At 60.7% G+C, this 22,209-nt stretch carries 18 protein-coding genes and 1 pseudogene; 10 read left to right on the top strand and 9 right to left on the bottom strand.

What is annotated here, in order from left to right:
• Positions 1 to 27: 27 nt before the first annotated feature.
• The gene (locus IH404_RS24815) at positions 28 to 2,427 is read right to left on the bottom strand and encodes a hybrid sensor histidine kinase/response regulator (RefSeq protein ID WP_005791698.1); all 2,400 of its coding nucleotides are present in this window, start codon (positions 2,425 to 2,427) and stop codon (positions 28 to 30) included.
• A 275-nt stretch (positions 2,428 to 2,702) separates the two neighbouring features.
• Here IH404_RS24815 and IH404_RS24820 point away from each other — a divergent pair, with 275 nt between their 5' ends.
• The 4 genes from IH404_RS24820 (at position 2,703) to IH404_RS24835 (ending at position 6,240) form a co-directional block, all read left to right on the top strand.
• Positions 2,703 to 3,500: a hydroxymethylpyrimidine/phosphomethylpyrimidine kinase gene (locus IH404_RS24820; RefSeq protein ID WP_194439315.1), complete on the top strand. Its 798-nt coding sequence runs from the start codon at positions 2,703 to 2,705 to the stop codon at positions 3,498 to 3,500.
• 32 nt (positions 3,501 to 3,532) lie between these two features.
• On the top strand, positions 3,533 to 4,156 hold the full coding sequence (thiE, locus tag IH404_RS24825; protein ID WP_005791702.1) for a thiamine phosphate synthase: 624 nt from the start codon (positions 3,533 to 3,535) through the stop codon (positions 4,154 to 4,156).
• 19 nt (positions 4,157 to 4,175) lie between these two features.
• Positions 4,176 to 5,459: a glutamate-1-semialdehyde 2,1-aminomutase gene (hemL, locus tag IH404_RS24830; RefSeq protein WP_005791703.1), complete on the top strand. Its 1,284-nt coding sequence runs from the start codon at positions 4,176 to 4,178 to the stop codon at positions 5,457 to 5,459.
• Positions 5,460 to 5,685: 226 nt separating this feature from the next.
• On the top strand, positions 5,686 to 6,240 hold the full coding sequence (locus IH404_RS24835; RefSeq protein ID WP_005791705.1) for a tetratricopeptide repeat protein: 555 nt from the start codon (positions 5,686 to 5,688) through the stop codon (positions 6,238 to 6,240).
• Here IH404_RS24835 and IH404_RS24840 read toward each other — a convergent pair whose 3' ends face one another.
• From IH404_RS24840 to IH404_RS24865, 6 genes and pseudogenes are all read right to left on the bottom strand, one after another.
• Positions 6,241 to 7,353 (bottom strand): succinylglutamate desuccinylase/aspartoacylase family protein, encoded by a 1,113-nt coding sequence (locus IH404_RS24840; RefSeq protein WP_005791707.1) that lies wholly within the window; start codon positions 7,351 to 7,353, stop codon positions 6,241 to 6,243. It lies immediately after the preceding gene.
• Between the two features lie 8 nt (positions 7,354 to 7,361).
• Positions 7,362 to 8,072, bottom strand: a complete 711-nt coding sequence (locus IH404_RS24845) for an ABC transporter permease (RefSeq protein ID WP_005791709.1) — start codon at positions 8,070 to 8,072, stop codon at positions 7,362 to 7,364.
• A pseudogene (locus IH404_RS24850) lies at positions 8,069 to 8,785 on the bottom strand (ABC transporter permease subunit). Before IH404_RS24850 ends, IH404_RS24845 begins: the two are co-directional and overlap by 4 nt.
• A 30-nt stretch (positions 8,786 to 8,815) precedes the next feature.
• On the bottom strand, positions 8,816 to 9,574 hold the full coding sequence (locus tag IH404_RS24855; RefSeq protein WP_032803725.1) for a transporter substrate-binding domain-containing protein: 759 nt from the start codon (positions 9,572 to 9,574) through the stop codon (positions 8,816 to 8,818).
• Positions 9,575 to 9,612: 38 nt separating this feature from the next.
• Positions 9,613 to 11,667, bottom strand: a complete 2,055-nt coding sequence (locus tag IH404_RS24860; RefSeq protein ID WP_194439317.1) for an NAD(P)-binding protein — start codon at positions 11,665 to 11,667, stop codon at positions 9,613 to 9,615.
• Positions 11,668 to 11,890: 223 nt separating this feature from the next.
• Positions 11,891 to 12,217: a DUF1820 family protein gene (locus IH404_RS24865; RefSeq protein WP_003194436.1), complete on the bottom strand. Its 327-nt coding sequence runs from the start codon at positions 12,215 to 12,217 to the stop codon at positions 11,891 to 11,893.
• Positions 12,218 to 12,347: 130 nt separating this feature from the next.
• Here IH404_RS24865 and miaB point away from each other — a divergent pair, with 130 nt between their 5' ends.
• The 5 genes from miaB (at position 12,348) to lnt (ending at position 18,041) form a co-directional block, all read left to right on the top strand.
• Positions 12,348 to 13,676, top strand: coding sequence for a tRNA (N6-isopentenyl adenosine(37)-C2)-methylthiotransferase MiaB (gene miaB / locus IH404_RS24870; protein ID WP_005791718.1), 1,329 nt, complete (start codon positions 12,348 to 12,350; stop codon positions 13,674 to 13,676).
• Between the two features lie 230 nt (positions 13,677 to 13,906).
• Complete coding sequence (locus IH404_RS24875) at positions 13,907 to 14,911, top strand: PhoH family protein (protein ID WP_005791720.1); 1,005 nt, start codon at positions 13,907 to 13,909, stop codon at positions 14,909 to 14,911.
• The gene (gene ybeY, locus IH404_RS24880; protein WP_194439319.1) at positions 14,904 to 15,362 is read left to right on the top strand and encodes an rRNA maturation RNase YbeY; all 459 of its coding nucleotides are present in this window, start codon (positions 14,904 to 14,906) and stop codon (positions 15,360 to 15,362) included. Before IH404_RS24875 ends, ybeY begins: the two co-directional genes overlap by 8 nt.
• Before the next feature lie 42 nt (positions 15,363 to 15,404).
• Positions 15,405 to 16,244 carry an HlyC/CorC family transporter gene (locus IH404_RS24885; protein WP_005791724.1) on the top strand — a complete coding sequence of 280 codons (840 nt, stop codon included), beginning with the start codon at positions 15,405 to 15,407 and terminating at the stop codon, positions 16,242 to 16,244.
• Positions 16,245 to 16,517: 273 nt separating this feature from the next.
• Positions 16,518 to 18,041 (top strand): apolipoprotein N-acyltransferase, encoded by a 1,524-nt coding sequence (lnt, locus tag IH404_RS24890; RefSeq protein ID WP_005791726.1) that lies wholly within the window; start codon positions 16,518 to 16,520, stop codon positions 18,039 to 18,041.
• A 42-nt stretch (positions 18,042 to 18,083) separates the two neighbouring features.
• On the opposite strand, the gene IH404_RS24895 is transcribed toward lnt, so the two are convergent.
• Both IH404_RS24895 and IH404_RS27935 read right to left on the bottom strand, forming a co-directional pair.
• A complete protein-coding gene (locus IH404_RS24895; RefSeq protein ID WP_005791728.1) occupies positions 18,084 to 18,845 on the bottom strand; it encodes a YdcF family protein in 762 nt (253 codons plus the stop codon).
• Positions 18,846 to 18,942: 97 nt separating this feature from the next.
• On the bottom strand, positions 18,943 to 19,260 hold the full coding sequence (locus IH404_RS27935) for a hypothetical protein (protein ID WP_005791730.1): 318 nt from the start codon (positions 19,258 to 19,260) through the stop codon (positions 18,943 to 18,945).
• 261 nt (positions 19,261 to 19,521) lie between these two features.
• Between IH404_RS27935 and leuS the strand changes: the two genes are divergently transcribed.
• A complete protein-coding gene (leuS, locus tag IH404_RS24900) occupies positions 19,522 to 22,128 on the top strand; it encodes a leucine--tRNA ligase (protein WP_005791732.1) in 2,607 nt (868 codons plus the stop codon).
• Positions 22,129 to 22,209 lie beyond the last annotated feature (81 nt).

Here is a 22,209-nt window from a genome sequence, read left to right on the forward strand (position 1 = left end):
GAATTCAGTTAAGCACCGACCTCACGCTTAAAACAGTGGCATACCCGCCGAATGCCCGGCGCTTTCGCCCTCACTCAAGCGCAACACGCGACGCTCCAGCACCCCTTGCAGGGCTTCGAACCGCACCGGTTTAGCCAGGCGATCAGTCATGCCGATGCCATGGCAGCGTTCACGCTCTGGTCCATCACTTGAGCTACTCAAGGCGATCACCGGCAACTCACCACAGTCGGGCAGTGCACGAATCTGACAGCACAATGAGAAGCCGCCCTCAGGTACATCGAGCAGCACCGCATCGAAGCGATTGCCTTGTAATGCCGCGAGTGCCGCCGGGCCGTTATCTACGGTTTTCACCCGGTAGCCGAGTTTGAGCAACATGCCACGCACCGCCAACTGGCCGACGCTGTTGTCGTCCACCAGCAACACAGTGCAATCCTGGGGCGCACGCTGCCTGGGCTGCGCTTGCCCGCTCGGCTTGGGTTGCGCAGGCACCACGCTGACGTCCACCTCCAACTGAAAACGGCTGCCCTTGCGCGGCTCCGAATGATGGGTCAGGCGCCCACCCAACAGCTCGATCAACTGCCGGCAAATCGCCAAACCAATGCCCAGGCCGCCGTATTCGCGAGTCATCGAGCCATCAAGCTGGAAGAAGCGCTGGTACAGCGTGGCTTCATCGAGAAAGGCGAAGCCGATACCGGTGTCGGTCACAATAAAGCTCAGGTGCAATGCACCCTCCCCTTCGGGCACCCCGACCACGCGCAAGCGCACAGCGCCGAGTTGGGTAAATTTGAATGCGTTGTCCAGCAGGCAATCCAGGCATTGGAGCAGTTTGTCGGCATCGCCGATCACCCGGTCCGGCAACTCATCGGCAACATCAATGGAAAACGCCAGGCCCTTGCTCTGCGCGCTGGGGGTGAACTGCTGGCGCAAGGTGTCGAGCACACCGCGCAGGCTGAACGCTTGCGGCTGGGCCACCATCCGACCGGCCTGCAACTCGGTCAGGGTGAGGATACCGTTGACCATGCGCATCATGTCCCGCGCCGAGCCCGCGGCGGTTTGCTGGTACTGCGCCAGGTCCTCGCCCAACGGCACGGTCTGCATCAATTCCAGGGAACCAATCACCCCGTTCATCGGCGTGCGCAGTTCGTGGGTCAGGGTGGCGAGGAACTCGTCTTTGAGGCGATTACTGCGGGCCAGTTGCTGGTTGAGCGCTTCGAGCTTCTGACTGGCGTCGAGGAGGATTTGCGCCTGCTGTTCGCGCATACCGTTGATGCGGTCGGCCAGGGCCAGGGACAGCAGTGCCACTTCAATGGCCGAGCCGAGCTGGCTGGCGTACATGGTCAGGAACACGTTGGGCAGGTAGCCCAGCACCATCAGCGTATTGACCACTCCGCCCAGCAGGAACGCCGACCAGGCGATGATGAAGTAGCGCGCCATGCGCTGCCCGCAATACCAGGCCTTGATCGCGGCGACAAAGATGGTCACGGTGAACACCAGCGCCAGGCCGGTGGCCAGGCGCAGGGCCACGGCGTAGCTGGTCAACAGCGCCAGCGCCATTACCACGCCGCCGCAGGCTGCCAGCGCCAGCAGGATCCGGTCGATCCAGCGGCTGTGCTGCACGGTGTGCAGGAAGCTGCGAGCAAACAGGCTGCCGAACAATGCCGCCGATCCGATCAGGAACGGCACCGCCGCATTCGCCCACCACGGGTTGTTCGGCCAGAAGTACTGCACCGCGACGCCATTGACCGACAGCTGGTACAAGCCGAACGATGCAATATAGAGGATGTAATAGAGGTAGCTGGTGTCGCGCACGCTGAGGTAAATGAACAGGTTGTAGATCAGCATGCCCAGCAACACACCATAAATAGCCCCGAGCACATACAAGCGCAGCGGTTGTTCTTCCAGGTACGCCGTGCCCGCCCACAGGGTCAGTGGCGCCTGGATCGAGCCCTGGCTTTGCAAGCGCAGGTACAGGGTCTGCTGCTGATCGGGCGCAAAGTTGAGCTTGAACAGGTAATTGCTCTGGCTCACCTCACGGCTGGAAAACGGTAATGCACTGCCGGTGCGGGCGGTCAGGCGGTAGTGACCGGTGCCGTCGCTCTGATACAGGTCCAGGCGATTGAGCGGCGGATAAGCCAACTCCAGAAACCAGGTGCGCGGTGCACGGGGATCTGTTGCGCTGTAATGCAGGTTGACCTTGAGCCAGAACACCGAGCGCGAATAGCCGGCGTTGAGGGTGGCTTTGTCATGGGTCTTGAACTGGGCGGCGTAGGCGGGGGAACTGACATCGGCGATGGTGAGGGCATCGGTTGGGTCTTCGAGCACTTGCATGACCTGGCCCAGCGGCAGGCTTCGCGTGTCCTGGTTGAACTCGACGGCGCCGGCGAGCAAGGGTAGCCCGCACAATATAAAGATCAGCAAATAGCGCATAGAGCCCCAGCGTGGCCTGTCCGGTTATGTCAAAAGCCCCCCATCCTTTTGAGAAGACGTACACCGGCGATACAGTAAGTTGTTTGAATGCACTTTAGCATAGCCATTAAAGGCCATTGGACACCATTGAACTATTTTTTTGAAAGGCTCTACATCGCGGCCTTCAGAGGATTTTCATGCTGTTTCAATCGCCAGAAAAGCGCTGCTTCAGCGCTCACACTTCAACCATCGTCAGACGGCCACGCAAAAAGCGTTTGGTGGTAAGCTCGCGCACCATGAATATCTACAGCTCTCGCCCTGTTGTCCTCTGTCTCTCCGGCCACGATCCCAGTGGTGGCGCCGGCTTGCAGGCAGATATCGAAGCCCTGCTCGCCCAGGGCTGCCACGCGGCCCCGGCCGTCACAGCGTTGACCGTGCAGAACACCGTCAATGTCAGCGACTTCCGCGTGCTCGACCGTGAGTGGGTGATGGCCCAGGCCAATGCCGTGCTCGGCGACTGCGAAGTCGCAGCCGTCAAACTGGGCATGCTCGGTTCCACCGCCATGGTCGATACGGTGGTCGAACTGCTGCAGGCGCACCCGCATCTGCCGGTGGTCTGCGACCCGGTGCTGCGCGCCGGTGGCGGCGGTAGCCTGGGCAAGGACGAAGTCGGCTATGCGATGCGCGAGCGGCTGTTGCCCCTGTCGCTGATCGCCACGCCCAACCTGCCGGAAGCGCGCATCCTGGCCGAACTGCCAGACGGCACTGCCGATGAATGCGCCGAGAAACTGTTGCCGTACATCAAGCACCTGCTGATCACCGGCGGCCATGGCGACGAACATGAAGTGCACAACCGCCTGTACAGCCGCGACGGCACGCGCCATACCTTTACCTGCCAGCGCTTGCCTGGCAGCTATCACGGTTCGGGCTGCACCTTGGCCAGCGCCCTGGCCGGGCGCATCGCCCAGGGCGAAGGTTTGACCAGCGCGGTGCAATCGGCCCTCAACTACACCTGGCGCACCCTGCGTGACGCCGAGCAACTGGGCCATGGCCAGTTCGTGCCGCGCCGGCTGCCGCTGGATTTCTGCTCGTAACTTATCGCTTGTCACAGCAAGGGGCTTGCCCGATGAAACTACGTGGCCTTTACGCCATTACCGACAGCCAGCTCCTGGCCGGCAAGTTCCTCGCCTACGTCCAAGCGGCGCTGGACGGCGGCGTGACACTGTTGCAGTACCGCGACAAAAGCAGCGACGAGGCACGGCGCCTGCGTGAAGCCGAAAAGCTGCATGAACTGTGCTCGCGCTACAAGACTCAATTGATCATCAACGATGATGCCGAACTCGCCGCGCGCCTGGGCGTGGGCGTGCATCTGGGGCAGACCGATGGTCCGCTGACCCCGGCCCGTGCGCTGCTCGGTTCCAAGGCGATCATCGGTGCTACCTGCCACAGCCAGATCGAACTGGCCGAACAGGCCGCCAAGGAAGGCGCCAGCTATGTCGCCTTCGGCCGCTTCTTCAATTCCACCACCAAGCCCGGCGCACCTGCCGCCACCGTTGAAATGCTGGCCGAGGCCCGCACGCGCGTGCAGCTGCCGATCTGCGTGATCGGCGGCGTGACCCTGGACAACGCCGAACCGCTGGTGACCCACGGTGCCGACCTGCTGGCCGTGGTGCACGGTTTGTTCGGCGCCGACAGTACTCAGGAAGTCACGCGACGCGCCCGTGCTTTCAATGCCCTTCTTAAAATCTGATTTCAGAGAGACGTCCATCATGTCCCGTTCCGAAACCCTGTTTGCCAATGCCCAGAAACACATCCCCGGCGGTGTGAACTCCCCCGTGCGTGCGTTCAAGAGCGTGGGCGGCACGCCGTTGTTCTTCAAACATGCCGAAGGCGCCTACGTCACCGACGAAGATGACAAGCGCTACGTCGACTACGTAGGCTCCTGGGGCCCGATGATTCTCGGCCACAGCCACCCGGACGTACTCGACGCGGTGCGCCAGCAGCTGCAACACGGCTTGTCCTATGGCGCGCCGACCGCCATGGAAACCGAGATGGCCGACCTGGTTTGCTCTATCGTTCCGTCGATGGAAATGGTGCGCATGGTCAGCTCCGGTACCGAAGCCACCATGAGCGCGATCCGCCTGGCCCGTGGTTTCACCGGCCGCGACAACATCATCAAGTTCGAGGGTTGCTACCACGGCCACTCCGACAGCCTGTTGGTCAAGGCCGGCTCCGGCGCGCTGACCCAGGGCGTACCCAACTCTGCCGGTGTACCGGCGGCATTCGCCAAACACACCCTGACCCTGCCGTTCAACGACATCGCCGCCGTCGAGCAAATGCTCAGCGAAGTCGGCCAGGACGTGGCCTGCATCATCGTCGAACCGGTGGCCGGCAACATGAACTGCGTACCGCCAGCACCGGGTTTCCTCGAAGGCCTGCGCGAGCAGTGCGACAAGCACGGCGTGGTGCTGATCTTTGACGAAGTGATGACCGGTTTCCGCGTCGCCCTCGGCGGCGCCCAGGCACACTATGGCGTCACGCCGGACCTGAGCACCTTCGGCAAGATCATCGGTGGCGGTATGCCAGTAGGCTGCTTCGGCGGCAAGCGCGAAATCATGCAGCACATCGCCCCGCTGGGCCCGGTCTACCAGGCTGGCACCCTGTCGGGTAACCCGCTGGCAATGGCCGCTGGCCTGACCACCCTGCGCCTGATCAGCCGCCCGGGCTTCCACGCCGAGCTGACCGACTACACCACCCGCCTGCTTGATGGCCTGCAACAGCGCGCCGACGCCGCCGGTATCCCGTTTGTCACCACCCAGGCCGGTGGCATGTTCGGCCTGTACTTCAGCGGCGCCGACGACATCGTCACCTTTGATGACGTGATGGGCAGCGATGCCGACCTGTTCAAGCGCTTCTTCCACCTGATGCTTGAAGGCGGCGTGTACCTGGCGCCGAGCGCCTTCGAAGCCGGCTTCACCTCGATCGCCCATGGCGAAGCCGAGCTGAAACTGACCCTGGATGCTGCCGAACGCGCCTTTGCCGCCCTGAAATAAGTGACCCTCGTTCTGACGTTGCCCCCCAGGCAGCGTCAGATTTGCTACTTTGCTTACAGAAATTTCCTGGTTTTTTCGAGAATTGCCCTGCAATCCGGCAGATAACTTGCCCAAGCAGCAGAAAAACGAGTAAAGACTTTGTAAGCAGAGGCCTGCTTATTTCATAATGCGCGCTTATTGGACTCCCCGAGGGTCCGCGCGCCCCGTCAGAGGTAAGTCGATTCCCATGAAACGCACCGGCCGCACCCTGGTTCTGGGCTGCCTGTTGCTCCTTCAGCCGCTGCTGGCACATGCCCAGGCAGGCGGCAACTCGTTGTTAATCCCAGCGATGGGTCGTTGCACCCTCAATACCCAGCCAGACAGCCAGGCCGAAGCCCTGAGCGCGTGCCAGAAACAGGCTGATGAAGGGGATGCGCAAGCGCAATACGAGTTGGGCGAGTTCTACCACGACAGCAAGAACCCGGCCGTCGACCTCAACAAAGCGTTGAGCTACTTCGAAAAGGCTTCGCTGCAAGGCCATGCCCAGGCGCAATTCCAGCTCGGCAATATGTTCTTCAAGGGCGAAGGCGTACCGGCCAATAACGTGCAGGCCTACATCGTGCTGAAAATGGCTGCGGTCAACGGTGCTGAAGACGCGCTGGACACCGCCGATGAGGTCGCCGAGCACATGCAGCGCGATGAACTGGAAGTGGCGACCCAGGTACTGGGGCAGATTTTCCGTAATTACCTGCAGGAATTGCAGAGCGCCGATGGGCGCTCGCCCTTCTCCCCCCTGCCCTGATCACGGCGATAACAGGTCGCCCTGTCGATACGCCGTGGGCCCCGCTACATGGGCAATCGTCATACCGGCGCTTGCCATTCGGCGTACTGATCGCACATACAACAGCCCTTCATGCTCACACGCTACCTCAATCACTCGGTCCGTGATCGGGTCGATGACTTGCGCCACGATCTGTCCTGCTTCGAGGTAGTCCCCCACCTGCGCGCAAAAGACCATCAAGCCTCCCACCGGGCTCACCACCGGCTCGACCCCCGCCAAGGGTGTTGGCGGGCTCAATAACGCCGGCAGTGGCGGCGCTTGCCCCTCAATGCCTCCCTGCAACGTCAGATAGTTGATCAACGCCTGACAATCCTGCCGCGCCAGCCCGTGGTCCACATCGGCCACGCCGCGCAACTCCACGGTCACGGCAAAACCCGGCGCCGAAAAGGCCCCCGGAAAACGCGCCTGCATCCGTGCCCAGAACAAGGTGTAGCAATCGTCGAACGAATGCCCGCCCGCGTCCGGGCTCATAAAGCAGGCCCGAGCGCCCAGGTACCGCGCCAGCGGCTCAACCTGGGGCCAGGCATCGGGCGCCAGGTACAGGTGCTGCACTGCCTCGAAATCACAATGCAGGTCCAGCACCCTGTCGGCGTCACAGGCCAGCGTTTGCAGGACCAAACGCAGAGAGTGCAGCTGGGTCGCCGGTATCTGCCCGACAAGGCTTCGCCGCAGGGCCGCACGGATCAGATGCAGGTTATGCGCAGGATCATCGGTCAGAACATCCTGTACCTGGTCGCCGACCTGCTCGCTGACGTCAACGAAGAAGCGGTTGAAGTTCTCTCGACTGTCGTTATCGAAACGCCCCTGCGGTACGTCCATCAGCACCTGCTCCAACCCCAGCGGATTGGCCACCGGCACCAGCACCACCTGCCAACGCAACGCCCCTGCAGCCTCCAGTTCCGCCAGCCGCTGTTTCAGATGCCACAACACCAGCATCCCCGGCAGCTCATCGGCGTGCAGGGACGCCTGGATGTAAACCTTGCTCGGCGCATTGGCCGGACCGTAATGAAAACTATGAATATGCCGCGTGGTACCTGGCACAGCCGTTAACAGTTCATGCCTGTGAGCCTGCATATTGCCCCCTATCGACTCGAATCAAGAAAGCTCAGCCAACGTCGTTCAGCCAGATGGAACAAGCCGACCAACGTGAACGTAATGCATAAGTAAAGCGCCGCGGCCAGGCCAAAGGATTGGAAGGTGAGGAAGGTTGCAGCGTTGGCATCCCGTGCGACTTTCAGGATATCCGGCACCGTTGCCGTGAACGCCAGGGTGGTGGAATGCAACATGAAGATCACTTCATTGCTGTAATAGGGCAACGACCGGCGCAGGGCCGAGGGCATGATCAAGTGCACGTACAACTTCCAGCCGTCGAAGCCCAGGGAACGAGCAGCCTCGATTTCACCGCGTGGCATTGCCCGAATTGCGCCCGCCAGTATTTCCGTGGTGTAGGCCGCGGTATTGAGGGCAAACGCCAGAAGCGTGCAATTGAGCGCTTCGCGAAAAAAGGCATCCAGCAACGGTTGCTCGCGAACAGCGCCAATGCTGTAGATGCCGGTGTAGAAGATCAGCAACTGGATATACAACGGTGTGCCGCGAAACACGTAGGTAAAGCTTTGCACCGGCCAGCGCAGCCAGCGTCGGCCGGACGTCCTGGCGATGGACAGTGGCAACGCCAACAGCAGGCCCAGGCACAAAGAGGCGCTGGTCAGCCACAAGGTCATGGCCAGACCGGTGATTTGTTGACCGTCGGAATAGATAAACGGCCGCCAATACTCCTGGATAAGCTCGATCATGATGATGATCCCTGCACACCTTCACCATACCGACGCTCCAGCCAGCGCAACGCTGCGTTTGAAACACTGCTGAGCAACAGGTAGACCAGCGCCGCCAGCAGCAGAAAAGCCAGTAATTGCTGACTGCTCTTGCCCGCCATCTGCGCCACTTTCACCAGGTCTGCCAGGCCGATGATCGACACCAGCGCCGTAGCCTTGAGCAAGACCATCCAGTTATTGCCCAGACCCGGCAGGGCGAATCGCATCATCTGCGGGAATATCACATGCAAAAAGCTCTGCCTGAAGCTCAGGCCAAGGGCCTTGGCAGCCTGGAACTGCCCTCGGGGCACAGCCAGCAACGCACCGCGAAAGGTTTCGGTGAAATAAGCGCCGTAGATAAACCCCAGAGTGATCACGCCGGCGCTGAAAGGGTCGATATCGATGTAGGCCCAGCCCAACTCGCTGGTCAGACGACTCAGGCCTGTCTGCAACCCGTAGAAAATCAACAGCATTAACAGCAGGTCCGGTACCCCGCGAATCAAGGTGGTATACACCTGCGCGCACAGGCGCTATGCCCTCACCCTGGACAGCTTGGCACCTGCCCCCAGCAGGCCCAGGATCAGCCCCAGCAGCAATGACAACAGTGCCAGTTGCAAGGTGACCCAGACCCCGTGCAGTAACATCGGTAAAAAACCACCCAGGGACGCGGCGAATTGAGTGAAGGCAGGTAGCATGATCGTGTCCTCGCTGGCCGTTGAGGGCGGTTATTGGCCGCTGAACATGTTCACACCGGGGAAGTACTGCTCTTGCAGGCGAGCATAGGTACCATCGGCGTGCAGGGCAGCCAGCCCCTTATCCAACAGCGCTTTCAACGTGTGGTTGCCCTTGGCGACGCCGATGCCGCTTTTGGACGGCATCAACTCGCTGTCAATCAGCGGCCCCAGTACAAACCCGACGCCTTGGGGTGAACGCAAAAATCCGCTCTGTGCTTGCTGAGCATCCTGCAGCGATGCCTGCAAACGCCCTGTCAGCAGGTCCGCGTACACTTGCTCCTGATCGGCATAAGCCACCACCTTCATACCCTGCCCAGCGAGCACTTGCCGGGCATAAACTTCCTGAGTACTGCCCTGCAAATAGCCGACGGCCATGCCTGTGGAAAGCTCAGTGCCTGGGCGCATCACCATGGCGGTGGGGCTGGAAAACACCTCCGAGGAAAAGTCGATGACCTTTTGCCGAGCGGCAGTGATGGTCATTGAAGCGAGGATGGCGTCGATCTTGCCGGCGTTGAGGCTGGGAATCATGCCGTCAAAGTCACTCTCGATCCATTGGCAGCGAACATTCAAACGTGCACAAATTGCATTGCCGATATCTATTTCAAAACCGGTCAAAGTCCCCGTGCTGTCTTTATAAGCAAAGGGCGCATAGTTGGGATCGGCAGCGAAACGGATCACGTTGTAATCGTTGGCAAACAACGATGTATTAATCAGGAGCGCGGTGAATAACATCAGGAGTATTTTTTTCATTATTGTATTCCTCGTTATTGATTGAACAGTTGGACTGACTACACCTCTATAAATGGAATTTCTCTGCGCACTACCAGCGAGCCCTCCGGCGCATCGAACTCACGCGCGATGCGATGCCCTGAATACACCGCCGCCGCAATGGTGCCGGGCGCCACACAGTCGCCGATCAGCGTGAGCGTTCGGATGCCTGCCGCCTGTAACTGTTCGGGTGAGTGGTTCAAGGCCTGATACAGCGCCTGCTCAGGCTCCCGGGAAGTGACCAGCAGCAAGGCTGCAGCTGGGATCAACCGCGTACGTTCGGTGTAGATGCAGCCCGCTACAACGCCCTCTTGCTTAACGCTGACCAGCGTATGGGACGGCACGATCATGACATTCAACTGCATCAGACGACGCTGAATGCGATGCTGCTCAAGGGTGTTATGGGTCCAGGCCGCCACGTCCGCCGCGGGGGTGACGAATATCACCTCCACGCCACGCGCCACCAGATGTTCGGCCAGCACGCTGCCCATGTAATAGTGATCGTCATCGAACAGCAGCACCGGCGAAGCGGGCAACGCCCCTGCCATCAGGTCATCAGGCGTCAGCACGGGCAGGCTGTCCAGGCCCGATAAGGATCGGCGCAAGGCGCGTCCCAAGCCATCACGTCGCCAGTGGGAACCCGTAGCAATGAACACATGTTCAGCGGCTAAATCCAGCACGTCCTGAGCCTGCAAGTGGCTTTCCCGATAGATCTCCACCGACGGCATACGGCTCAACGCATCCAGTCGATAGTCAATCACCCGCGCCCAACTCGCCAGCCCCGGCAGCCGGGCTTCCAGCGCTACACGTCCGCCCAGGGTGCGCAGGCTATCGACCAGGGCCACTTCCATCCCTCGCGCACCCAGGATCCGTGAACACTCAAGCCCGGATGGCCCGGCGCCGACCACCAGCGCCCGGCCGGGTTGCTGCGTATGGTTGACCGACTCGGGATGCCAGCCACGTCGCCATTCCTCACCCATGGTCGGGTTCTGTGTACAGCGCAGGGGCGTGCTGGTGTGATCGCCACTGACGCATACATTGCAGCCGATACACTCGCGAATTTCCTCGGCGCGCCCCTCTTCAATCTTCTTGGGCAAGAACGGATCGGCAATCGAAGGGCGGGCCGCGCCGATCAGGTCCAGCACGCCACGACGAACCAAAGACACCATGGTGTCTGGCGAAGTGAAGCGGCCGACGCCCACCACGGGCTTGCTGGTCAGCGCCTTGAGCCCCAGCAGGAATGTCTCCTGGTAACCCTCCCCGGCAAAGCGCGCCGTCACGCTGTCATTGGACCAATCGGCGACATTGACGTCCCACAGGTCCGGCAGGTCTGCCAGCATCGAGAAGGTTTCGGCACCTTCGCCCTCGCGACTCAGGCCGTCGGCCATTTGTTCGTCCACCGCCAGGCGGACCGCTACGGCACACCGATCGCCCACTGCGTCGCGAGTGTCTTCAATCAACTCGCGCAACAGGCGCACACGGTTTTTCAGCGTACCGCCGTATTCGTCGGTACGCCGGTTATTGCGTGGCGTGAGGAAATGGAACGGTACGCTCAGGTCGTGGCCGGCGTACACATAGATGATGTCGAAACCCGCCTCCCGGGCGCGCAATGCGGCGGCTCGATGCAGGGCGCGCAATTGCCGGATATCGGCATGGCTCATGGCCCGGGCCTGCACCGGGTCGTAACTGCGCACCGGGGTATTGGAAGGCGCCCAGGGAATTTCGCGACTGTAGCGGTTGGGCGCCGAGTAACCGTTGAATGCCAGCTCTACCCCAGCTAACGACCCGTGCTGGTGTACCGCCTCACACATGCGGGCCAATGCAGGGATGTCGCGCTCATCCCACAAACGCGCCTCTATATAAGGGGAGAACTCGCTCAGCGGGCTGATTTCGCACTCTTCAGTGCACACCACACCCCAGCCGCCCTCGGCTTTCACTGCGCGCATCCGGGCCATGGCCGAGGGATGTACATGGCCCATGCCATTACAGTGGGGAACTTGATAAAAGCGATTGCGAGTACGGACCGGGCCTATTTGTACCGGCTCAAACAGAATGTCATAGCGAGGATCGCGCACAGGGCTACTCCCGAACAAGTCAGTTCGTTAATGACGGCGTGATGGAACTTGGCGCTAATGAGTGGCGTGATTAAACGCAGTTGAACGGGGGAAACTTCGAGGTTTTCTTATTATTGGTATATTCATGATGCCCTCTCTGAATAAACAAAATTTGCTATCTTTCAAACAAAATGTCCATCCACTGAGAGACAGTTTCGGAAACGCCCTACAAATTAATTGCAGATCACTTCTCAGGCATCGGCATCGGAAACGGCATCACATTGCTCGTGCCCCGTGCTTCGCTGATCTTCGGCGTACCCAGGCGTTCGACCTCATCGATGCGCACAATCGAATGCATCGGCACAAAGCTGCGCACCACGCCTTCGAACTGGGCCTTGAGCTTTTCTTCGCCCGGATCGACGACCAACTGGGTGCGCTCGCCAAAGACGAACTCTTCCACTTCCAGGAAGCCCCACAGATCACTTTGATAGATCTGCTTGGCGTACATTTCGAACACCTGGCCCTGGTTGAGGAAAATCACCTTGTAGATTGGAGCTTCACGTTTGGTCATGGTGGGCGGGGAACACATGGGGATATAAAAGAGGGCGCGAACTATAGCATGGCACCCGATGCACAGCGCTAGGAACCGATGGGCATGACCCCTATAATGCGCGGTTCTTTACCACCAGTTGACGATTCCCATGGCCAAGAAGCTTTATATCGAAACCCACGGTTGCCAGATGAACGAGTACGACAGCTCGCGCATGGTCGACCTGCTGGGCGAACACCAGGCCCTGGAAGTCACCGCCCGTGCCGAAGATGCCGACGTGATCCTGCTCAATACCTGCTCGATCCGCGAACGGGCCCAGGACCGTGTGTACTCCCAGCTGGGCCGCTGGCGTGAATTGAAACTGGCCAACCCGGACATGGTGATCGCCGTCGGCGGTTGCGTGGCCAGCCAGGAAGGTGCTGCGATCCGCGACCGCGCCCCGTATGTCGACGTGGTGTTCGGCCCGCAGACCTTGCACCGCCTGCCGGAAATGATCGACGCCGCACGCGTCACCAAGCTGCCGCAGGTGGACGTATCGTTCCCGGAAATCGAGAAATTCGACCATTTGCCCGAGCCGCGCATCGACGGCCCGAGCGCCTACGTGTCGGTGATGGAAGGTTGCAGCAAGTACTGCACTTTCTGCGTGGTGCCCTACACACGCGGTGAAGAAGTCAGCCGGCCGTTTGACGATGTACTGGCAGAAATCATCCACCTGGCTGAAAACGGCGTGCGCGAAGTGACCCTACTTGGTCAGAACGTCAACGGCTACCGCGGCCTGACCCACGACGGGCGCCTGGCCGACCTGGCGGAGCTGATCCGCGTGGTCGCCGCCGTCGATGGCATCGAACGTATCCGCTATACCACTTCGCACCCGCTGGAATTTTCCGACAGCCTGATCCAGGCCCACGCCGAAGTGCCGGAGCTGGTCAAGCACCTGCACTTGCCGGTGCAATCGGGCTCGGACCGCATCCTGTCGGCGATGAAGCGCAACCACACGGCGCTGGAATACAAATCCAAGCTGCGCAAATTGCGCGCCGCCGTACCGGGCATCTGCATCAGTTCGGACTTTATCGTCGGCTTCCCGGGCGAAACCGAGAAAGATTTCCAGCAGACCATGAAGCTGATTGAAGACGTCGGTTTCGACTTTTCCTACTCGTTTGTGTACAGCCAGCGCCCGGGCACCCCGGCGGCGGACCTGCTGGACGAAACCCCGGAGGCGTTGAAAAAGGAGCGGTTGAACGCACTGCAACATCGCCTCAACCAACAGGGTTTCGAAATCAGCCGACAAATGGTCGGCTCGACCCAGCGCATCCTGGTCACCGATTACTCGAAGAAAGACCCGGGTGAGTTGCAGGGGCGCACCGAGAACAACCGCATCGTCAACTTCCGCTGCGACAACCCGACCCTGATCGGCCAATTTGCCGATGTGCACATCGATGCGGCGCAGCCACACTCGTTGCGCGGCTCGCTGATCAACTGATCTCGCGGGCCGGATGAAGATCAAAATGTGGGAGCAGGCTTGCCTGCGATAGCGATGTATCAGTGCCCTATGTGCCAACTGACCCACCGCTATCGCAGGCAAGCCAGCTCCCACAGGAGTTCTTCATGGTTATCGAGAGTGGGGCCAGGCTATTTAAGTGCTTTCGCACACCGGCGCCTGGCGTTATTCTCTCTCTCACCTCATCAGCCAAAGGGCGGCTAAAAGCAACCTTGAACGCACCCATAGCAGAACCCCATCGTTTTCTCCTCGAGCCGTTTGAGGCTCGCCGTTTCGCCAACCTGTGCGGACAGTTCGACGAGCACCTGCGCCTGATCGAACAACGCCTGAGCATCGAGATCCGCAACCGCGGCAATCAGTTCGAGCTCATTGGTGAACCCCAACACACCACGTCTGCAGAAAACCTGCTGCGTCGCCTCTACCGCGAAACCAAGGGTAGTGAGCTGTCGCCGGAGACGGTGCACCTGTACCTGCAGGAATCAGCCGTGGAGGACCTGGCCAACAACCCGGTGGCCGAAGCCAGCGTGGCCCTGCGTACCAAAAAAGGCATGATTCGCCCACGCGGCTTGAATCAGCAGAAGTACGTCAAGGAAATCCTCGGCAACGACATCAACTTCGGCATCGGCCCAGCCGGTACCGGCAAGACTTACCTGGCCGTCGCCTGTGCGGTGGATGCCCTGGAGCGCGAGCAAGTGCGGCGCATCCTGCTGGTGCGCCCGGCGGTCGAAGCGGGTGAAAAGCTCGGCTTCCTGCCCGGCGACCTGGCCCAGAAGATCGACCCGTACCTGCGCCCGCTCTACGACGCGCTGTACGAGATGCTCGGCTTTGAATACGTGGCCAAGCTGATCGAGCGCCAGGTGATCGAAATCGCCCCGCTGGCCTACATGCGTGGCCGCACCTTGAACAACAGCTTCATCATCCTCGACGAAAGCCAGAACACCACCGTCGAGCAGATGAAGATGTTCCTCACCCGCATCGGTTTCGGCTCTACCGCCGTGATCACCGGTGACGTCACCCAGGTCGACCTGCCCAAGGGCACCAAGTCGGGGCTGGCGCAGGTGATCGAGGTACTCAAGGATGTGCCGGGCATCAGCTTCACGCATTTCATGCCCAAGGACGTGGTGCGTCACCCGCTGGTGCAGCGCATCGTAGAAGCCTATGAGCGTTTCGACCACAAGGATGACGCACCGGCCAGGGATGTTCGCGGCGATGCTTGAGCTAGACCTGCAGCTTGCCACCGAAGCGCCCGCCCCCAGCGAAGCACAGCTCCGGCACTGGTGCACCCTGGCCCTGCGCCAGCGCACCGCAGATTCGGAACTGACCATTCGTCTGGTGGATGAGCCCGAAGGCCGCGAGCTGAACCACACCTGGCGTCAAAAAGACTACGCGACCAACGTGCTGTCCTTCCCCGCCGACGTACCCGACGAGTTGCTGGATATCCCACTGCTGGGCGATCTGGTGATCTGCGTCGAGGTGGTCGAGCGCGAGGCAAAGGAACAAGGCAAGGAACTTGAGGCCCATTGGGCCCATCTAGTCATCCACGGCTGCTTGCATCTCTTGGGTTACGACCATATAGACGATGATGAAGCCGAGGAAATGGAAGCACTGGAACGAACGTTGCTTGCCGAACTGGGTCACCGCGACCCGTACGCAGACGACGAAAGCTGATCAACACTCAACTGTCATATCAAAGGATTTAGAGTAATCGCTATGAGCGAAGACCGATCGAGCAACGGGCAGAAGTCATGGCTGGGTAAACTGACCCAGGCTTTTGCCCACGAGCCGAAAAACCGCCAGGAGCTGCTGGAGCTGCTGCGCGAGGCCCACCAGAACAAGTTGCTGGACAGCGAAGCGCTGGCCATCGTCGAAGGCGCCATCCAGGTGGCTGACCTGCAAGTACGGGACATCATGGTCCCGCGCTCGCAGATGATCAGCATCAAGGCGACCCAGACCCCACGGGAATTCCTCCCGGCCGTGATCGACTCGGCGCACTCGCGCTACCCGGTGATCGGTGAAAGCCATGATGATGTCATGGGTGTTTTGCTGGCCAAGGACCTGTTGCCGCTGATCCTCAAGGAGAATGGCGACAGCTTCAACATCAAGGACCTGCTGCGTCCGGCCACCTTCGTACCTGAATCCAAGCGCCTGAATGTGCTGCTGCGCGAATTTCGCGCCAACCACAATCACATGGCCATTGTGATCGACGAATACGGCGGCGTGGCTGGCCTGGTGACCATCGAAGACGTGCTGGAACAGATCGTCGGCGATATCGAAGACGAGCACGACGTCGAAGAAGACAGCTACATCAAGCCGCTGCCCAGCGGTGACTTCCTGGTCAAGGCGCTGACGCCGATCGAGAACTTCAACGAGTTCTTCGACAGCGAATTCTCCGACGATGAGTTCGACACGGTCGGCGGCCTGGTGATGAGTGCGTTCGGGCATCTGCCCAAGCGTAACGAAACCACCGAGATTGGCGCCTATCGCTTCCGCATTTTGAATGCCGATAGTCGTCGTATCCATCTGATCCGTTTGACACCTATTGCCCGCTAAGGAAGGGGTGGGGCATCAGCTATTTCCTGTGTCGCGTTGCCCCTGAGAGCGGGCCAGGCAAGGCGCAGGCCGCAGGGAATGGCATTCCCTTTTCAAGGCCTGCAACGCAGTATGGCCCGCTCTCAGGGACAACCCGAAGGGCCGGGCCTGCTGCGACACAGGGCTGCGTTACTCGTCGTTCATTTGGAAAAACCAAACCACACTCCTCGCGCCTTGCCCTGTGCCGCAGCAGGCCCGGCGCGATACAGGAAATAGCTGATGACCCACCCCTACATGCAGCGCCTGAACCGCCCCGGCTGGCCCGGTAACTTGCTGGCCGTGGTGGCCGGCGCCATCACTACCCTGGCGCTGGCGCCGTTCGATATCTGGCCGTTGGCTCTGGTAGCGGTCGGCCTGTTCTATATCGGCCTGCGGGAGCTGACACCCCGCCAGGCCCTGGGCCGCGGCTGGTGTTTCGGTTTCGGCCTGTTTGGCGCCGGCACCAGCTGGATCTACTACAGCATTCACCACTTCGGCGGCGCTTCGGTGTTGCTGGCGGGGTTCCTGATGCTGCTGTTTACCGCCGCCATCGCCTGGTTCTTTGCCCTGCCCGCCTGGTTGTGGGCGCGCTGGCTGCGCCGCAATGAAGCACCATTGGCGGATGCCCTGACCTTCGCCGCGTTATGGGTTGGCCAGGAAGCATTTCGTGGCTGGTTCCTCACCGGTTTCCCCTGGTTGTACTCCGGTTACAGCCAACTCGACGGCCCGCTGACCGGCCTCGCGCCGCTGGGCGGAATGTGGCTGATTTCCTTCGCGCTGGCACTCACGGCAGCCCTGCTGTGCAACCTGCCGCGCCTGCTGGCAAGCAAGCGCAACGCCTTCATTGGTGCGGGCCTGGTGTTGCTGGTCGCCCCCTGGGCCATCGGCCTGGCGCTCAAGCACCACGCCTGGACCTCGCCCTCCGGCGAACCGCTAAGCGTCGCCGCCATCCAGGGCAACGTCGAGCAAAGCATGAAGTGGGACCCCGACCAGCTCAATGCACAGTTGGCGCTGTACCGCGACATGAGCCTGAGTTCCAAGCGTGTCGACCTGCTGGTATGGCCGGAAACCGCCGTGCCGGTACTCAAGGAGTCGGTCGAGGGCTACCTGGGCATGATGGGCAAGTTTGCCGCCGACCGGAACACCGCACTGATTACCGGGGTACCGATTCGCCAGGAAGTGCACCATGAGAAGCGCTACTTCAATGGCATTACCGTAGTCGGCGAAGGTGACGGCACCTATCTCAAGCAAAAGCTGGTGCCGTTTGGCGAATACGTGCCGTTGCAGGACATGCTGCGCGGGCTGATTGCGTTCTTCGACCTGCCGATGTCGGACTTCGCCCGTGGCCCTTCAGACCAGGCCATGCTTCAGGCCAAGGGCTATCAGATTGCGCCGTTCATTTGCTATGAAGTGGTGTACCCGGAATTCGCTGCCGGCCTGTCGGCCCAGAGCGACCTGCTGCTGACTATCAGCAACGACACCTGGTTCGGTCGCTCCATCGGCCCATTGCAGCACCTGCAAATGGCGCAGATGCGTGCACTGGAAGCCGGGCGCTGGATGATCCGCGCCACCAATAACGGCGTGACCGGGCTGATCAACCCGTTTGGGCAGATCACCGCACAGATCCCGCAGTTCGAGCGCGGCATTCTTTACGGCGAAGTGGTACCGATGCACAACCTCACGCCGTACCTGCAGTGGCGTTCGTGGCCGTTGATCATCGTGTGCCTGGGGTTGTTTGGCTGGGCGCTGCTGGCTGGGCGGATGTCCAAAACGCTCTGACCTGTGGGAGCCAGCTCCCACAATTGATTTCCTGTGTTGCACCTACCGGTAGAACAACCGATACCCCACCTGCCCCACCGCTTCATTGATCAACTGCCCGCTCTGCCACACCGCCTTGACCTCCGGCATCCACCCGCCCAGCGGCCGGCCATGGTCTACACCCAGAAAGCCCACCGGCCCAGGCACCACGGTGAAACCGGCTTTCTCAAAACTCCACACCGAACGCGGCATATGCCAGGCCTGCGTCACCACCACCACACGCTTGATGCCTTGGGGCAGCAGAATTTCGGCGCTCATCTGGGCGTTTTCCCAGGTGGTACGGCTGCGCTCTTCCTTCCAGCGCACGCTGACGCCAAAGTCATCCTGCATCGAAACGGCCATCAGTTCGGCTTCACTGGGCGGCGTGCCGTAATGCAAACCGCCGCTGGTCAGCACCGGCAACCCTGACGCCTTGGCCAGTCGCGCCGCATAACGCTCACGCTCAAGACCAACGCCGGTGGGCTGGTCGCTGCCCCAGGCGATGTCCCCACGCTCGCGCCCGGAGCCCAACACCACAATCGCATCGGCGCGCTGGGCGAGCGTGGCCCAGTCTTCGCGAGCCAATGGCGGCGCTGTCTCAAGCGCACGGGCGCCCCATTGCACCATCACCGGCAGGCTGATCAACCACATCCCGCCCAGCCCCAGGGCAAAGCACACCCCGGCCAGGCGCGGGCGGCTACGGCGAAACCACCAGGCACACGCCAACAACAACAAAAAAATGCCGGGCGGCAACAGCAATTGTTTGATGAAATAACGAAAAGGCATCGGGCATCTCCAAAGATGCCCGAAGCCTAAATGCAACGCGATCAAGCGACAATCTTTACCAGCCTGTTTCGACAACGTTAATGGATAGTACTGTGCTTCACTTGCACCGTACGGACCGGGACCTTTCCGGGCCGCGACCGGCCGCCAAGTCTTTGAGCCAAATGACCTTGGCCGAACGAGGAGGCTCCTGGGCTGGCGGGGAGGCCTGCCCATGAGAGGCGCGGTGTTGATTCAACTCCAGGTAAGTCCTGATCAATTCAAGCTCTGCCTGGCTCAAGCCTCGCAACTCCAGCTCCAGAGGCCGCTCATCACGCAATCGGCCTGCGGTTCTTGCAGCATCCAATGCCCGACCCAAACGGTCGATCAGTCCTTCATACAATTGCGGTTTCGTTAGAGTTCGCTGCGATTCAACCATCCCCTCACCTCATTGAAGAAATACTTGCTCCCCAATAAACAGCGTAGCCCCCGTTGCTGCACCTGCCCGGTGCCGCGACAGACGGCCCTTGCCGCGCAATCAGGGTTTCCCTCGATAGAGTGGGGTCATGTATGCTACGGCGCTTCCTGTAACTCCACTTCCCGCAGGGTTTGGGCACGGACGCGCCACTTTCTGGTGTCGAACAACCCGGACTATGCACCGAAGAGGATTAGGCCACCCCTATTCAGTTCAAAAGTAGCCATGCACGAACAATATCAGCCCCGTGAAATAGAAAATGCCGCACAAACCTTCTGGGACGAGCAAAAGTCCTTTGAAGTCAGCGAACAGCCAGGCAAGGAGACTTACTACTGCCTATCGATGTTCCCTTACCCCAGCGGCAAGCTACACATGGGGCACGTGCGTAACTACACCATCGGCGACGTGATTTCCCGCTACCAGCGCATGCTCGGCAAAAACGTCCTGCAACCCATGGGTTGGGACGCCTTCGGTATGCCGGCGGAAAACGCCGCGATGAAAAACAACGTGGCGCCCGCCAAGTGGACCTACGAAAACATCGCCTACATGAAGACCCAGCTGCGCAGCCTGGGCCTGGCGGTGGACTGGTCCCGCGAGGTCACCACCTGCAAGCCGGACTACTACCGTTGGGAACAATGGCTGTTCACGCGCCTGTTCGAAAAAGGTGTGATCTACAAAAAGAGCGGCACCGTGAACTGGGACCCGATCGACCAGACCGTACTGGCCAACGAGCAGGTCATCGACGGTCGCGGCTGGCGCTCCGGCGCGCTGATCGAAAAGCGCGAAATCCCGATGTACTACTTCAAGATCACCGCCTACGCGGATGAACTGTTGTCGAGCCTCGACGACCTGCCGGGCTGGCCTGAACAGGTCAAGACCATGCAGCGCAACTGGATCGGCAAATCCAAGGGCATGGAAGTGCAGTTCCCGTATAACGTCGATTCCATCGGCGAAGCGGGCGCCCTGAAAGTCTTTACCACCCGTCCGGATACGCTGATGGGCGCGACTTACGTCGCGGTCGCCGCCGAACACCCGCTGGCCACCCAGGCTGCACAGAACAACCCCGAGCTGCAGGCGTTCATCGCCGAATGCAAGGGCGGCAGCGTGGCGGAAGCCGACGTCGCCACCCAGGAGAAAAAAGGCCTGCCGACCGGCCTGTTCGTCGAGCACCCGCTGACCGGCGAGAAACTGCCGGTATGGGTCGCCAACTATGTGCTGATGCACTACGGCGACGGCGCCGTCATGGCCGTGCCGGCCCACGACGAGCGCGATTTCGAATTCGCCACCAAATACAGCCTGCCGATCAAGTCGGTAGTACGTACCAGCTCGGGCGACACCAACCCAGCCCCGTGGCAAGACGCCTACGGCGAGCACGGCACCCTGATCAACTCCGGCGAATTTGACGGCCTGGACTTCCAGGGCGCCTTCGACGCCATCGAAGTCGCGCTGATCAAGAAGAACCTCGGTGCCTCGCGCACCCAGTTCCGCCTGCGCGACTGGGGTATCAGCCGCCAGCGCTACTGGGGCTGCCCGATCCCGATCATCCACTGCCAAACCTGTGGCGATGTACCGGTACCGGAAGACCAACTGCCGGTCGTGCTGCCTGAAGATGTAGTGCCGGATGGCGCTGGCTCGCCATTGGCGCGCATGCCCGAGTTCTACGAGTGCAACTGCCCGAAATGCGGCGCACCGGCCAAGCGTGAAACCGACACCATGGACACCTTCGTGGAGTCCTCCTGGTACTACGCCCGTTACGCCTCGCCGCACTATGAAGGTGGTCTGGTGGAGAAATCCGCAGCCGACCATTGGCTGCCGGTTGATCAGTACATCGGCGGTATCGAACACGCCATTCTCCATCTGCTGTACGCGCGCTTCTTCCACAAGCTGATGCGTGACGAAGGCCTGGTGAGCTCCGATGAGCCGTTCAAGAACCTGCTGACCCAGGGCATGGTGATCGCCGACACCTACTATCGTCGCGAAGCCAATGGCGCCTACACCTGGTTCAACCCGGCGGACGTCGAACTTGAGCGTGACAGCAAAGCCAAGGTGATCAGTGCCAAACTGAAAGCCGACGGCCTGCCGGTGGAAATCGGTGGCACCGAGAAGATGGCCAAGTCCAAGAACAACGGCGTCGACCCACAGTCGATGATCGACCAGTTCGGCGCCGATACCTGCCGCCTGTTCATGATGTTCGCCTCGCCGCCCGACATGAGCGCCGAATGGTCCGACTCCGGCGTCGAAGGCTCGCACCGCTTCCTCAAGCGCGTCTGGCGCCTGGCCCATGCCCATGTCAGCCAGGGCTTGCCGGGCAAGCTGGACGTCGCGGCCTTGAACGACGAGCAGAAAGCCATTCGTCGCAGCACTCACCTGGCCATCCGCCAGGCGAGCCTGGACGTAGGGCAGAACCACAAGTTCAACACCGCCATCGCCCAGGTGATGACACTGATGAACGTGCTGGAAAAAGCCCCGCAGGCCACCGAACTTGATCGCGCGCTGATTCACGAGGGCCTGGAAACGGTTACCCTGCTGCTCGCACCGATCACGCCGCATATCAGCCACGACCTGTGGAACCGCCTGGGCCACAGCGGCGCCGTCATCGATGCCGCCTGGCCGGTACAGGATGACAGCGCCCTGGTTCAGGACACGCTGCAACTGGTCATCCAGGTTAACGGTAAACTGCGCGGCCAGATCGACATGCCGGCCAGTGCCAGCCGTGAAGAGGTCGAAGCGGCTGCGCGCATCAACGAAAACGTGCTGCGCTTTACCGAAGGCTTGACGATCCGCAAAGTGATCGTGGTGCCCGGCAAACTGGTCAACATCGTCGCCAGCTAAATCGGATCGGGCGCGGGGCTTGGGCCCTGCGCCGAACTAAACCTTTAGGGCCTGGATAAGGCCCACCTGGTTTCAAGGGGA

This window comes from Pseudomonas sp. OST1909 (assembly GCF_015277575.1).
Taxonomy (GTDB): domain Bacteria; phylum Pseudomonadota; class Gammaproteobacteria; order Pseudomonadales; family Pseudomonadaceae; genus Aquipseudomonas; species Aquipseudomonas synxantha_A.

What these genes read in the sequence shown, in the direction of transcription:
- IH404_RS24815 (WP_005791698.1), bottom strand. Translation starts at nt 2,427, where the DNA reads ATGCGCTATTTGCTGATCTTTATATTGTGCGGGCTACCCTTGCTCGCC.
- IH404_RS24820 (WP_194439315.1), top strand. Translation starts at nt 2,703, where the DNA reads ATGAATATCTACAGCTCTCGCCCTGTTGTCCTCTGTCTCTCCGGCCAC.
- thiE (WP_005791702.1), top strand. Translation starts at nt 3,533, where the DNA reads ATGAAACTACGTGGCCTTTACGCCATTACCGACAGCCAGCTCCTGGCC.
- hemL (WP_005791703.1), top strand. Translation starts at nt 4,176, where the DNA reads ATGTCCCGTTCCGAAACCCTGTTTGCCAATGCCCAGAAACACATCCCC.
- IH404_RS24835 (WP_005791705.1), top strand. Translation starts at nt 5,686, where the DNA reads ATGAAACGCACCGGCCGCACCCTGGTTCTGGGCTGCCTGTTGCTCCTT.
- IH404_RS24840 (WP_005791707.1), bottom strand. Translation starts at nt 7,353, where the DNA reads ATGCAGGCTCACAGGCATGAACTGTTAACGGCTGTGCCAGGTACCACG.
- IH404_RS24845 (WP_005791709.1), bottom strand. Translation starts at nt 8,072, where the DNA reads ATGATCGAGCTTATCCAGGAGTATTGGCGGCCGTTTATCTATTCCGAC.
- IH404_RS24855 (WP_032803725.1), bottom strand. Translation starts at nt 9,574, where the DNA reads ATGAAAAAAATACTCCTGATGTTATTCACCGCGCTCCTGATTAATACA.
- IH404_RS24865 (WP_003194436.1), bottom strand. Translation starts at nt 12,217, where the DNA reads ATGACCAAACGTGAAGCTCCAATCTACAAGGTGATTTTCCTCAACCAG.
- miaB (WP_005791718.1), top strand. Translation starts at nt 12,348, where the DNA reads ATGGCCAAGAAGCTTTATATCGAAACCCACGGTTGCCAGATGAACGAG.
- ybeY (WP_194439319.1), top strand. Translation starts at nt 14,904, where the DNA reads ATGCTTGAGCTAGACCTGCAGCTTGCCACCGAAGCGCCCGCCCCCAGC.
- IH404_RS24885 (WP_005791724.1), top strand. Translation starts at nt 15,405, where the DNA reads ATGAGCGAAGACCGATCGAGCAACGGGCAGAAGTCATGGCTGGGTAAA.
- lnt (WP_005791726.1), top strand. Translation starts at nt 16,518, where the DNA reads ATGCAGCGCCTGAACCGCCCCGGCTGGCCCGGTAACTTGCTGGCCGTG.
- IH404_RS24895 (WP_005791728.1), bottom strand. Translation starts at nt 18,845, where the DNA reads ATGCCTTTTCGTTATTTCATCAAACAATTGCTGTTGCCGCCCGGCATT.
- IH404_RS27935 (WP_005791730.1), bottom strand. Translation starts at nt 19,260, where the DNA reads ATGGTTGAATCGCAGCGAACTCTAACGAAACCGCAATTGTATGAAGGA.
- leuS (WP_005791732.1), top strand. Translation starts at nt 19,522, where the DNA reads ATGCACGAACAATATCAGCCCCGTGAAATAGAAAATGCCGCACAAACC.